Origin of the sequence: Brevundimonas faecalis (assembly GCF_040549405.1) — a bacterium.
Lineage (GTDB): Bacteria > Pseudomonadota > Alphaproteobacteria > Caulobacterales > Caulobacteraceae > Brevundimonas > Brevundimonas faecalis.
The window spans coordinates 662,509-675,169 of record NZ_JBEPTF010000001.1; the positions used below are offsets into that span (position 1 = coordinate 662,509).

The window sequence follows — 12,661 nt, forward strand, 5'->3', positions numbered from 1 at the left end:
GGCGCCCGACGCGTCAGTCCTAGGCGGACGTCGATCCGAGTTCAACCAGCGACAGGTCGCCTCGATCCGCACGGAAGTTGCGGTCTGACCGCAACTCTAAGGCGTAGAGAATCAGCCCTGCCGACGTGTAGGACGAAGGTGGAAGCTCGTGGAGGGGGAATGGACGCCAACCCGAACAGCCTTGGCGGACGGGACGCCAAACTTGAATTGAGCCCGCGTGAGTTGGAATGCCTTTGCTGGGTCAGCCAAGGCAAAAGTTCCACAGATATCGGCTCCATCCTGGGATTATCCGCTCGCACGGTCGACAGCTACCTTGAGAAGGCGGCCTCAAAGCTGGGGGTTCGCACGCGCATCGAGGCCGTCGCGGTTGGGGTGAGGCGGGGGCTGATAGAGATCGACTAGGGGGAGGGGGCGGGTCAGGAACTTCTTTACGGAAGCCCGGGGTTTCGATCCTTGTCGCCGCCGACGCCTCAGCGTCCCCTGGCTCTAGACAAGGACATATCCGTTCCGGAACCCGCCAGGGTCATCCTAACCGATAGTCTTTCTAGTGCGCCAGCCTCACCCGTAAGCAGCGTTGAACCCGTAGACGTACGCCGTTGAATGTCGGCGCTGCTGGACCTTTGGGAGGCTGCAGGGCTTCGGCGATGACGGCGAGGTCCGGCGCGCCTCCTCACACTGGAAAGAAGTTCTCTTTTTGTTCCTTTTCTGTTAGGTGAGGATTATGGGAGATGCGCCGCTTCGCAAGATCATCCACGTGGACATGGACGCCTTCTTCGCATCGGTGGAGCAGAGGGATGATCCCAGCCTGTTTGGGCGGCCGGTCGCCGTAGGCCATGCCGCGTCTCGGGGCGTGGTCGCCGCCGCGAGCTATGAGGCTCGACGGTTCGGCGTGCGGTCGGCCATGCCGTCGAGCACCGCTCTGAGGAAGTGCCCGGAGCTGATCTTCACGCCGCCGCGCTTTGAGGTCTATCGCGCCGTCTCGGCGCAGATCCACGCCATCTTCGCCGACTACACGACCCTGATCGAGCCGCTCTCGCTGGACGAGGCCTATCTCGACGTCACGGCCAACATTCGGGGACTATCGACGGCCACCGCGACGGCGGACGAAATCCGTGCGCGGATTCTGGAGGAGACCGGCCTGACGGCTTCCGCAGGGATCTCCTACAACAAGTTCCTCGCCAAGTTGGCGTCCGATCAGCGCAAGCCCAACGGCCAGTTCGTGGTGTCGCCTGGACGTGGTGAAGCCTTTGTCGAGGATTTGCCGGTCAAGCGCTTCCACGGCGTCGGTCCTGTCACGGCCGAGAAGATGAACCGACTGGGGATTGAGACCGGCGCGGACCTGAAGCGTCAATCGCTGGCCTTTCTCCAGCATCACTTCGGCAAGTCTGGCGCCTGGTACTACGGGATCGCGAGGGGAGAGGACGAGCGGCCGGTCAATCCCGACCGCGAACGCAAGTCGAGCGGCTCCGAAACCACCTTCGCCAGCGACCTGGTCGAACCCGCCGCCATCGAAGCCGGCGTCGAGGAGATGTCGGACGATGTCTGGGCCTGGTGCGAGAAGACGGGCGTCCTTGGGCGCACGGTGAAGGTGAAGGTGAAATGGGCGGACTTCCGGCAGTCGACCCGGAGCCGGTCCTTCGCCGAGCCCGTCGCCTCGAAGGCGCGGCTGCGGGAGATCGCTCGTTTGCTGATCCGGTCGCTCTATCCGCCAGCTAAAGGCATACGCCTGGTCGGGGTGACGATATCGAACCTGGAAAAGGGGAGTGTCGGCGCGGCGCCCGTCGAACTGGCGCTGTCATGATGGGGGCTCAGGCCGATCTGTTCGGGCACAGGCCTGCGCCGGCCGCCGCGTCAGGCTTCGGTTATTGGTCCGATGTCCTATCCGAGGCCGAGCAGGCCGACCTCGTGGGACGCCTCCAGCATCTCGCTTTCAAGCCCTACGAGCATATGGGCTATCAGGGGTTTCGGCGGATCGCGCCTTTCGGCCGGCGCTACGACGTGGATCGACAGCGGCTCGAAACCGCCGATCCCTGGCCTGATTTCCTGCGAGCGCTGCTGAAGCGCCTGGCGACCGGACTGGACCTGCGCGAAGAGGCGTTCGTCCAGGCGCTGGTCAATGAATATGCGCCCGGCGCCGGGATCGGCTGGCATCGCGACCGGCTCGTATATGGAGAGATCGTGGGCGTGTCGCTCCTGGCGCCCTGCACCATGCGATTGCGCCGGCGCGACGGGGCAGGGTGGCGTCGATCCGGCGCGCCGCTGGAGCCGGGGTCCGTCTACCGGCTTTCCGGGGAGGCAAGGGATGTCTGGGAGCACTCGATCTTGCCGATGACGGCGCTGCGTTACTCGATTACCTTCCGAACCTTGGCCAAAGGATGCGCCTCAGCAATTCCGTAATAGCCATGCTGCTCCAGTTTAATGGCCAAGGTGGGATGACCGCGATCCGGACACGCCTGAATCCAGTCAATTCTGGCAACAAGAGGCGAGAAGTTGGCCAAGTGGAATGCTTGGCACGAACGTCTCTCAGCATGCAGACGAGACGTCGGCTTTTCACGCCGACGCCAATTTTCAACGCGGGCGCTTAACGAACTTCATCGCTGTAGCTTTCGCCGCTAGACAAAGGAACGCCTTGACGCGAAGGGGGAACTGGTCGCGCGTTTCAGCAAAACGGTCCAGTAACTCCACTATGCGCTGGTAGCGACGGGTTGCTACCAGGTCGCCATGTGGTGCATGGGGTGGGGGTCTATTTGAGTTCCTTACACAAGCGCTTACGCAGTCCACGAGTATGTGCTATTTTTCGTTTGTTTATCAAGAACTTGATGCTGGCGTGTGTGACTTAAAATCTGCCGACTTCGGTCTTGCGGGTTCGACCCCCGCCGCTCGCACCATTTCAACCGACGGACCGGGCGAACTGTCTTGGTCTCGTCATGGCCGGGGGGTAGCACCCGGTCCTGTATCTTCAGAGTGTCCGGTGTATCCATGAACCATCGTCGTCTCGCCGCCTCCGTCCTGGCGTTCGCTCTCGCCGCGGGCGCGGTTTCCCCGGTCCTGGCCCAGACGCCGGAGCAGGCGACGTCGGCTGCGGAGGCTCCGGCGGGCCGCGCGGCCCCGTCGCTGATCGTGACCCTGGTGATCGACCAGTTCAGCGCCAACCTGTTCAACCAGTATCGCGGCCAGTTCACCGGCGGTCTGAAGACCCTGGCCGATCAGGGCATGGTCTCGATCAACGGCTATCAGACCCACGGCGTCACCGTGACCTGCGCCGGCCACTCCACCGTCCTGACCGGCATGCATCCGGCGCACAGCGGCATTCCCGCCAACGACTGGATCGACACCACGACGGGGCAGGAAACCTACTGCCTGGCCGCGCCGCAGAACACCCTGGCCCACGGCAAGAACACCGACAACGGCCCGGTGGGCCCGGATCAGTTGAAGGCCACGACCCTCGGCGACTGGCTGAAGGCCGTCAGCCCGCAGAGCCGCGTCTTCGGCATCTCGGGCAAGGACCGCGGGGCCATCAATCTGGCGGGTCATAAGGCCGACGGCGCCTTCTGGCTGACGGACGGCTTCGGCTTCACCACCTATGTCGAGCCGGGCCAGTCGGCCCAGGCCCGCCTGGCGCCCGTGGCGGCGCTGAACGCGCGGATGATCGACCGCTTCTCGCGTCAGGCGCCCGTCTGGACCTATCAGCACGACGCCTGCCGCCGCCTTGAGGGCCAGTGGGTCATCGGCGGCCAGACCTTCAACTCGACCCTGCCGCCGGCCGAGGACACCATCGAGGGTTCGCCCCTGCTGGACGAACTGACCCTGGAAGGCGCCGCCGAGCTGCTGGACAATCAACAACTGGGCCGTCGCGGCGTCACCGACATGCTGGGCGTCAGCCTGTCGGCCACGGACCGCATCGGCCACGGCTACGGCACGCAAGGCCCCGAGATGTGCGAGCAGATGCTGCGTCTCGACGCGGCCCTGGGCGTCTTCCTCGACAAGCTGTCGGCCCTTCCGGGCGGGGCGGTGGTGGTCCTGACCGCCGACCACGGCGGCTCCGACTTCCCCGAGCGGTCCTCGCTCGAGGGCTATCCCGCGGCCGGCCGCGTGGATCGCGCCCTGCTGCCCCGGGTCAACGACGCGCTGAAGGCGCGCTTCAACCTGGGCGCCAATCCCCTGGTCTCCTCGGCGGGCGGCCTGGTCGTGGTCGACGGGGACAAGAAGTCGCTGGCCGAGCCGCTGCGCGGCCAGGTTCTGGCCGCCGCCGTCGAGCTGCTGAACGCCGAACCCCAGGTCGCCCTGGCCGTGTCGCGCGACGAACTGCTGGCCGAGCCGGTTCCCGCCTCGGACAATCCCGAGGAGCTGAGCGTGCGTCAGCGCCTGCGCCTGTCGGCGGTGGCCGAACGCTCGCCGGACATCCTGCGCGCCTATCAGCCGGGCCTGACCGGATCGGGCCGGATCGGCGCAGCCATCTCCAGCCACGGTTCGCCCTGGGACTACGACCGCCGCGTGCCGATCATCTTCTGGTGGCCGGGCGCCGAGGGACAGGAGCGTTTCCTGCCGATGCGCACCATCGACATCGCCCCGACCCTGGCCCACCTGATCGGGGTCAAGCCGACGGACGCGGTGGACGGCCGCTGCATGGACCTGCCGCAGTTCGCGACCGGCCGTTGCGCGGCGCCCTGATCCACGGGCGGGCATAAACTCGTGTTTCGAGCCGGGGGCGCGGCCTTACGCCCCCGGCTTTTCATTGGCACAAGGGTCTGAAAGCCTCCGGAGCGAGGCCATGGCCGTCAGAGCCGCCGAGGAAATGCAATGAAGAGAGCCCGCCGCACGCGCATCGTCGCGACCCTTGGACCCGCCAGCCGCGCCCCCGGCGTGGTCAAGGCGCTGGCCCAGGCCGGGGTGGACGTGTTCCGCCTGAACTTCAGCCACGGCTCGCACGAGGACCATGCGGCGGCGCTGAAGGCCGTGCGCGGGGCGGAGATGGCGCTGAAGCGGCCGCTCGGCGTCCTGGCCGACCTTCAGGGGCCCAAGCTGCGCCTGGGCCGGTTCGCGGACGTTGAGATCGCCATCAGCCCCGGCCATCGGATGCGCTTCGACCTGAACCCGGCCCTGGGCGACGAGACGCGGGTGCAGATGCCGCATCCGGAAATCTTCAAGGCCCTGCGCACCGGCATGCTGCTGCTGATCGACGACGGGCGCATCCGCCTGCGGGTCGGCGAACGCACCGACGAATGGGCCGACGTCACCGTCGAGAGCGGCTCCAAACTGTCGGACCGCAAGGGCGTGGCCGTGCCCGAGGCCGTCATCCCCGTCTCGGCCCTGACCGACAAGGACCGCGAGGACCTGGCCTTCGCCCTGCGTCTCGGCGTCGACTGGGTGGCCCTCAGCTTCGTGCAGAAGGCCGAGGACATGGCCGAGCTGAAGCGCATCGTGGACGGCCGGGCCGCCTGCCTGGCCAAGATCGAGAAGCCCCAGGCCCTGAACGACCTGGAGAGCATCCTGGACTACTGCGACGGCGTCATGGTCGCGCGCGGCGACCTGGGGGTCGAGATGGATCCCGAAGAAGTGCCTGTGGCCCAGAAGAAGATCCTGCGCGCCGCCCGCCAGCGCGGCGTCCCCGCCATCGTCGCCACCCAGATGCTGGAATCCATGACCAGCGCTCCCGCCCCGACGCGGGCCGAGGCCTCCGACGTCGCCAACGCCGTCTATGAAGGGGCGGACGCCCTGATGCTGTCGGCCGAGACCGCCTCCGGCGCCTATCCGCTGGAGGCCGTGACCATCATGAGCCGGATCATGGAGCGGGTGGAGCGCGATCCCCTGTGGCCCGGCCTGATGGACGCCGAGCACGCGGGCATGGACATAGAGGACGTCGACGCCCTGGTGGCGGCGGCGCGCAAGGCGGCGGAGGCGGCCTCGACCGCCTGCATGGTGGTCTTCACCACCCTGGGCGGCACGGCGCGGCGCATGTCGCGCGAACGGCCGCTGCAGCCGGTCCTGGCCCTGACGCCCAAGCCGGAGACGGCGCGGCGTCTGGCCCTGGTCTGGGGGCTGGAGCCGCGCCTGGGCGAGCAGCCGTCCTCGCTGGAAGGCCTGACCGACGACGCGGTCGAGGCGGCCATGGCCTATGACCTGGCGGAGGCCGGACAGCGCATCCTGATCCTGGCCGGAACGCCTTTCGGGGCGCCGGGCGCCGCGAATCTGTTGCGTCTGGCCCATGCTCCGGCCCATCTTCCGACCCGGGCGAAGCGCGCCCGGAAGACCTGACGGGGCGGCATGATCAAATACATCGGCTCAAAGCGCGCGCTTCTGGGCCATGTGACGGGCGCGGTGCGGGCGGCCTTGCCGGACGGCGGGACGGTCTGCGACCTCTTCTCCGGCTCGGCCCGCGTCGGGCATGCGCTGAAGAAGCAGGGCTTTCGCGTCTGGTCGAACGATCACAACGCCTACGCCCACATGCTGGCTACGGCCTATGTCCAGGCCGACCGCGAGCGCTGGGCCGAAAAGGCCGAAGCCGTCCTGGCCGAACTGCGCGGCGTGACGCCCCAGGCCGGCTGGTTCACTCAGGCCTTCTGCGAGAAGGCCCGCTTCTTCCATCCCGACAACGGCGCCCGCATCGACGCCATGCGCGAGCGGATCGAGGCCATGGCTCTGGAGCCCGAGCTGAGGGCCGTGGTCCTGGTCGCCCTGATGGAGGCGGCGGACCGGGTGGATTCCACGGCGGGCCTGCAGATGGCCTATATGAAGCAGTGGGCGCCGCGCGCCTTGAAGCCGCTGGCGCTGCGCCTGCCCGACCTGCTGCCCGGGGTGGCGGCCGGCCCCTGCCGCGCGACCCAGGGCGACGCGGTCGAGGTCGCGGATCAGGTCGAGGCCGACCTCGTCTACCTGGACCCGCCCTATAACCAGCACTCCTACCTGGCCAACTACCACTGCTGGGAAAGCCTGGTCCTGTGGGACAAGCCCGAGACCTACGGCGTGGCCAACAAGCGGGTGGACGTGAAGACCCGCAAGAGCCCGTTCAACAGCCGCCCCGGCATCGGCCCGGCCCTGCAGTCCGTGGTCGAACGGCTGAAGGCGCCCAATCTGATCGTCAGCTTCAACGACGAGGGCTATCTGTCCCGCGACGACCTGACGGCCATGCTGTCGGCGCGCGGCCATGTCCAGGTGGTCGAGATCCCGCGCCCCCGCTACGTCGGCGCCCGCATCGGCATCCACAACCTGAAGGGCGAGAAGGTCGGCGCCGTCGGGCGGCTGCGCAATCTGGAGCTGCTGTTCGTCGTGACGGAAAAACCGCTCAGTCTGCCCGTCGCAGCCTGATCACGTCTCCGGCCGGAACGATCCGGCGGCGGAGGGATTAGCCTGACATGCCCGCGCCTGTCTCCCGTTCCGATCATCCGCGCCGACGCGCTTCCGAAGGCCTGCCCGCCTGGGCCATCGGTCTGGCCGTCGCGGCCGTGGTGGTGGTCATCGGCCTGCTGGTCGGCGGCGCCCTGGCGACGTCCTAGGCCCGGTCGAGCGCTCTAGACGTTCAACAGGGCCTTGATCGGCGCCCAGCTGCGCCGGTGGGCGGGGCAGGGACCGTGGTCGTTCAGGGCCTGCTGATGGATCGGGGCGTTATACCCCTTGTGCCGGGCGAAGCCGTAGGCCGGATAGACGGCGTCCAGTTCGATCATCAGCCGGTCCCGCGCCGTCTTGGCCAGGATGGAGGCCGCCGCGATGGACAGGGATCGGCTGTCGCCCTTGACCACCGGGGTCACGCCGCACTGCAGCTTGAAGCGGTAGTTGCCGTCCACCAGGGCGTGGACCGGCGGATGGGCCAGGGCCTCGACCGCCCGCCGCATGGCCAGGCCGGTGGCGTGCAGGATGTTCAGTTCGTCGATCTCCTCGACCGAGGCGAAGCCGACGCCCCAGGCCAGGGCGCGGGCCTTGATCTCGACCTCCAGCACGGCGCGGCGCTTCTCGGTCAGGGCCTTGGAGTCGTCGATCCCCGCCGGCAGGTCGTCGGAATTCAGGATCACCGCCGCCGCCGACACCGGCCCGGCCCACGGCCCGCGCCCCGCCTCGTCCACCCCGCAGATCAGGCCGTTCCACGCCGCGCCCGCCTCCAGCTCCAGCATCAGGGTGGGGAAGGAACGGTCGGTCCTGGGGACGGCTTTGGACGGCTTCATCACGCGTCAGTGCCACGAACCCCGACGCGGGGGAAGAGAAGCGCCGCGCCTCCAAACTCCTCCCCCGCCTGCGGGGGAGGGGGATTACCGCAGGTGCTGGAGGGGGCGACCACGGCCGCAACGCCTACCCTCTTCGCACCGCCTGTCCCGCCCAAACCCGGAAACCGCAGCCCGATCTTTCGCCCCCTCCACCCCGCTTCGCGCGGTCCCCCTCCCCCGCTGCGCAGGGGGGGGGAGAGGAGGCGGCGCAAGCCGCCCCTACCGGCCTCAGTCCTCCAGCGGTTCCAGCCATGTCCCTTGGCCGGTGTGGTCGACCAGGACGCGCATCTGCTTCAGCACGGGCATGCCGACATTGGGGTGCCCGCCCTCGTTGAAGACGACCATCGGGGACTGGAGGACGACGGAGCCGATCCGGACCTCGCCCAGGACCTGGGCCTGATAGGCGGCCTGCTGTCCCCCGGCGGAATAGGTGGTGCCGAACCGCACGGGCGGCGCCTTCAGCGGCAGGCGCTCGGCCATCGACAGCGGCAGGGTGAGCGGCGAGTCGTTTCCGGTATCCACCAGGGCCGGAATCTCGACGCCGGGCAGCGCCACCATCACGGCCGGCAGGTCGTCCAGGTGAGGAACCGGGGGCGTCGACGGCCGGTTCTCCGCGGTGTCGGGCAGGATGCGGATTCGGCCGTGGGCGAAGTCGATCTCCGTCAGGCGGCCGGGAAAGCTGTTCGGGCCGATAATCCCCACCGAATCCCGCGCCTTGTAGTCTATGACGGTGGCCGGGCCGTCCTCGATCGCCACTCCGGCGATCTTCAGGCCGGTGATCCGGGTGGTGAAGCCGGGAATGGGCCGGCCCGTGGCCCCGTCCACCGACTTGGACGGGCCGACCTCGGGCAGGCCGATCTGTTCGGCGTAGGCGATGTCGACGATATTGCCGTTGGTCCCGGTGTCGAAGACCAGGGGCACGGGGACGGCGTCGCCGAAGCGGGCGACCACGATGCTGCGGTTATGGGTGCTGAACAGGGGGAAGGTCGGAATGGTCGGTGCGACGGGCGCCTGGGCCGCGGCGAAGGGGGCGACGCCGCAGGCCAGGGCGAAAGACAAGGCGGCGACGGCGCGGCGGCGAGAGCGGGGCATGGGGGCGTCCTGGAAAAGATGACTAATAGTACTATTAGGACTATTAAGGCGGGCGAGGTCAAATGAACAATCGGCAAGACTCCCTCACAGAACTGGAAGGCGCGATCCTGTCGGAGGTCCACCACCGGGGCCGATCGACCGCATTCCAGGTGCGCAAGGCCTTTCAGGTCTCGCCGTCGCTGGAGTGGAGCGGCAGCGCGGGCGCCGTCTATCCCGCCATCGCCAAGCTGACCGCGTCGGGGTCGATCCGGTCGGAAAAGACGGACTCGGGACGCAAGACCAGCCTGCTGAGCCTGACGCTGGAGGGGGAGACGCGCCTGAACGACTGGATCTGCGATCCCGCCCGGGCCGCGAGCGTCGGCCTGGACCCCTTCCGCCTGCGCGCCGGCATGTGGAGCGCCCTGCCGGCTCAGACGCGCCGCGCCGCCTTCGACGCCCTGCATCGCCGCATCGGGGATGAGATCGAAGGGTTGAAGGCCCGCCTGACGGACCTGGACGCGGTGGAGCGCGAACGGATCGAACTGGCCGTCCTGCTGCAACAGGCCCGGCTCGACTGGCTGAACCTACGCTTGGCCGAGGACTGAGGTCTCGACGGGGAGCAGGGCTCAAACGCCTCCCTCGTTTGCTGGGGAGGGGAGGAGGCGGTGCGGGCGGGGCGCCCTGCGATGTCACTGCCAAGGGCTGTGAAGCGAGGTTCCCCTAAAAGGCGATTCTCCAATCTCACGCAGCATGTCGCGATCGTCTCCGGGCCAGCACTGCGCTCGCCAGATCAAGGATCAGAACCGCTGGAGCACCGAAAATCGTCGGCAAGCCCAAAGGCGAATAGAAGGATAGCCAGTAGCCCCACGCGCGCCGAAGGCCGCTGGGCCCCATCTCTTGCACATAGCCGCTTAGGATCAGGATCGCCCACCCGGTTAGGGGCAGAATAAACCACATCCCGTAGGAAGCCGGCTGAGCCATGCGACCCAGCGGAGCCCGAAACAGGCGTGTAAAGGCCAACCGCACGCCTAATGCGCAGGCGAACGCCCATCCGAGCCAAAGGACAGCATGAAGCGAGAATTCCATATGGGCAGCTTAGCAGTATCCTTGGCCTCGGCTATGGGGCCTAAACCGAAGTTCGGCGCCCCTTCAAACTCTTCCCCGCCTGCGGGGGAGGGGACCACGGCCGCAACGCCCACGCTCTTCGCACCGTCTGTCCCGCCAAGACTGGAAGCTCCGGCCCGCCTACGAAGAAGAGGCGGTGCATTTGGCGGGCTTAAGAAACGTCATCCGAGGGTAGGAAACGGACACCTTCAGCGATACGGTTTCCGCTGATTGGGAGGCGGCCATGGCACGGACTTTTTCAGTCTTGGCGTTTTCGTACTGGCGGCCTGCGCCGGGGCGACACCGAGCCGGAGCCAATCCGCCTGCACGCTTCCAACGACGAACGAGTGGCTCAAACAAGCGCCCGCGACAGATGGGACAGGCTTTACGGAGCTTGACGCCTCGCTGGTGCAGCCGGTGTCAAACGACATTCCTTCTGCTGTCGCATTGTTGGCGCATGAAGACGCGGTTTCGCTCTCCCCCGAACAGGTGCAGCGGTTTGCGGAGCGATCAACGGGAGGTGCGCCGCCGGGCGTCGCGGCCTACCTGGTCCGCGCCGTCTTTCCGACGAGACGCCCCAGGGTCAGCGTGGGCTGGTTCCAAGACGATTTACACGTCTTCGCGGGAGGTCTTGGCTGCGCTCGATACGAGAAGCGCCCGGTCGTCGTCTATCTCGACCGACGCCCCGACAGGGTCTTCGTGTCGGCATCTGCTGCGCTTTAGGGGGAAATCCTAGGGCGCGACGTTTCAAACAGATCTCGGCGCTAGCGTCTTGAGCAAGGCCTGGGCTTGCTCGCGTTCGTATTCGGTAATGTCATCCGATCCCGCCGCGACGGCGAGGTGGCGCAAGGCCAATTGCAGGTTTTTCCGAACGCCCGATCCGTCGAGATAGCACTTCGCCATGTCGAGGTGTCCGCCGCCGTCTCCCGCTTCCGCTGTTCTCCGAAACCAGCGAAACATCGCTCGGAAGCGGCCCTTGTCCCTGTAGAGAATGGCGATGTTGTTTGCCGCGGCGGCGTCCTTGTCGCGCCGCCACGCCCTTTGATACAGGCGCATCGCAAGCGACTTGTCGACGGGAACGCCTATGCCCTCGTCATGGATATAGGCCAGTCGCACCAACGCTCCCGTATCTCCGAGCGCCGCGCAGCGTTCGAACGACCGGCGCGCCAGGTCATGATCGCCGGCGTTCTCGGCGGCGTCCGCAATTCGGAACAGGGCTTCGGTCTCGATCACCGTCGCTTCGTGCCACAAGACCAGGCGTCGGCCAATCGCCCGCAGCCTTGACTAGACGAGCCCCAAACTCCTTCCCTGCAGGTGGGGCAGGAGAGGCGCATTTGGGCGGGTTCAGGAAACGTCAGCCGGGCGGAGGCTCAATGGCCTCGTCCAGATTGGGCCCCACGCGTCGATTTTCGGCGTAGAGGCGCAAGGTCCACGGCGGTTCGTCCCGCCAGACGGTGAAGGACTGCAAGGTCAGATCATCGTTGAAGCGGATCGTCAGATCATCCGTGGCGCTGTCGTAATAGGCGCTTGTTACGGTTCGGCCGATGAGAATGTCCGAGGCGCCGCGCGCGACGTCGTTTCGCGTTCGATAATCCGCGTCGCTCTCTCCGACCTCTCTGTCCCACGGAATTTCAGCGCTGGTCGCGACCACTCCGTCGATCTGAACCAGTCTCCATGGGGGATGGACGGCGAGCACGAGGGCGTGGTCCGATTGCGGGGGCGCGCCCAGCCAGACTTCGAGGGTGTTGCCCGGGATCGTCTTCGCCGAGACCTGCTGGCCGGACAGAGTCGACAGGATGGCGTCTAGATTCATGACGGCGTTATGCGGCTTCTCCAGAATGTCCGCAACGAGTCGCGAACCGAAGTTCGTCGCCCCTTCAAGCCAGTCTCGGCGCTAGCGTCTTCAGCAAGGCCTGGGCCTGCTCCCGTTCGTATTCGGAAATGTCGTCCGATCCCGCCGCGACTGCGAGGTGGCGCAAGGCCGATTGCAGGTTCTTCCGAACGCCTGTTCTGGCGAGATAACATTTCGCCATATCGAGGTTTCCGCCGCCGTCTCCGGTTTCCGCCGCCCTCTGAAACCAGAGGAACATCGGCCGGAGGCGGCCCTTCTCCTTGTAGAGAATGGCGATATTGTTGGCTGCGGAGGCGTCCCTGCTGCGCCGCCACGCCCTTTGATACAGGCGCATCGCCTGCGGCTTGTCGATGGGGACGCCTATGCCCTCGTCATGGATATAGGCCAATCGGATCAAGGCCCCTGTATCTCCAAGCGCCGCGCAGCGTTCGAACGACCG

General features: G+C 66.9%; 13 protein-coding genes. 8 read left to right on the forward strand and 5 right to left on the reverse strand.

Annotated features, from left to right (window positions below; genetic code table 11):
- Window positions 1–159: 159 nt before the first annotated feature.
- The 7 genes from ABIE19_RS03080 (at window position 160) to ABIE19_RS03110 (ending at window position 7,493) form a co-directional block, all read left to right on the forward strand.
- Entirely contained in the window at window positions 160–402 is a 243-nt protein-coding gene (locus ABIE19_RS03080; protein WP_354087654.1) for a response regulator transcription factor, read from the forward strand.
- 319 nt (window positions 403–721) lie between these two features.
- Complete coding sequence (gene dinB, locus ABIE19_RS03085; protein WP_354087655.1) at window positions 722–1,801, forward strand: DNA polymerase IV; 1,080 nt, start codon at window positions 722–724, stop codon at window positions 1,799–1,801.
- Window positions 1,798–2,397 (forward strand): alpha-ketoglutarate-dependent dioxygenase AlkB, encoded by a 600-nt coding sequence (locus tag ABIE19_RS03090; protein ID WP_354087656.1) that lies wholly within the window; start codon window positions 1,798–1,800, stop codon window positions 2,395–2,397. The genes dinB and ABIE19_RS03090 overlap by 4 nt, the downstream gene beginning before the upstream one ends.
- 582 nt (window positions 2,398–2,979) lie before the next feature.
- Window positions 2,980–4,671: an alkaline phosphatase family protein gene (locus ABIE19_RS03095; RefSeq protein WP_354087657.1), complete on the forward strand. Its 1,692-nt coding sequence runs from the start codon at window positions 2,980–2,982 to the stop codon at window positions 4,669–4,671.
- A 129-nt stretch (window positions 4,672–4,800) separates the two neighbouring features.
- Window positions 4,801–6,255, forward strand: a complete 1,455-nt coding sequence (gene pyk / locus ABIE19_RS03100) for a pyruvate kinase (RefSeq protein ID WP_354087658.1) — start codon at window positions 4,801–4,803, stop codon at window positions 6,253–6,255.
- Between the two features lie 9 nt (window positions 6,256–6,264).
- Entirely contained in the window at window positions 6,265–7,305 is a 1,041-nt protein-coding gene (locus tag ABIE19_RS03105; protein ID WP_354087659.1) for a DNA adenine methylase, read from the forward strand.
- A gap of 47 nt (window positions 7,306–7,352) precedes the next feature.
- Entirely contained in the window at window positions 7,353–7,493 is a 141-nt protein-coding gene (locus ABIE19_RS03110; RefSeq protein WP_354087660.1) for a hypothetical protein, read from the forward strand.
- 15 nt (window positions 7,494–7,508) lie between these two features.
- Here ABIE19_RS03110 and rnhB read toward each other — a convergent pair whose 3' ends face one another.
- Both rnhB and ABIE19_RS03120 read right to left on the reverse strand, forming a co-directional pair.
- Entirely contained in the window at window positions 7,509–8,156 is a 648-nt protein-coding gene (gene rnhB, locus ABIE19_RS03115) for a ribonuclease HII (protein ID WP_435521125.1), read from the reverse strand.
- Between the two features lie 267 nt (window positions 8,157–8,423).
- Window positions 8,424–9,287 carry an aspartyl protease family protein gene (locus tag ABIE19_RS03120; RefSeq protein ID WP_354087661.1) on the reverse strand — a complete coding sequence of 288 codons (864 nt, stop codon included), beginning with the start codon at window positions 9,285–9,287 and terminating at the stop codon, window positions 8,424–8,426.
- A gap of 62 nt (window positions 9,288–9,349) precedes the next feature.
- Here ABIE19_RS03120 and ABIE19_RS03125 point away from each other — a divergent pair, with 62 nt between their 5' ends.
- Window positions 9,350–9,871, forward strand: a complete 522-nt coding sequence (locus tag ABIE19_RS03125; protein WP_354087662.1) for a hypothetical protein — start codon at window positions 9,350–9,352, stop codon at window positions 9,869–9,871.
- A 1,246-nt stretch (window positions 9,872–11,117) separates the two neighbouring features.
- Here the strand turns inward: ABIE19_RS03125 and ABIE19_RS03130 are convergent.
- The 3 genes from ABIE19_RS03130 to ABIE19_RS03140 form a co-directional block, all read right to left on the reverse strand.
- On the reverse strand, window positions 11,118–11,603 hold the full coding sequence (locus ABIE19_RS03130; RefSeq protein WP_354087663.1) for a tetratricopeptide repeat protein: 486 nt from the start codon (window positions 11,601–11,603) through the stop codon (window positions 11,118–11,120).
- Between the two features lie 121 nt (window positions 11,604–11,724).
- Window positions 11,725–12,183 (reverse strand): hypothetical protein, encoded by a 459-nt coding sequence (locus tag ABIE19_RS03135; RefSeq protein ID WP_354087664.1) that lies wholly within the window; start codon window positions 12,181–12,183, stop codon window positions 11,725–11,727.
- 64 nt (window positions 12,184–12,247) lie between these two features.
- Window positions 12,248–12,619 carry a tetratricopeptide repeat protein gene (locus tag ABIE19_RS03140; RefSeq protein ID WP_354087665.1) on the reverse strand — a complete coding sequence of 124 codons (372 nt, stop codon included), beginning with the start codon at window positions 12,617–12,619 and terminating at the stop codon, window positions 12,248–12,250.
- Window positions 12,620–12,661 lie beyond the last annotated feature (42 nt).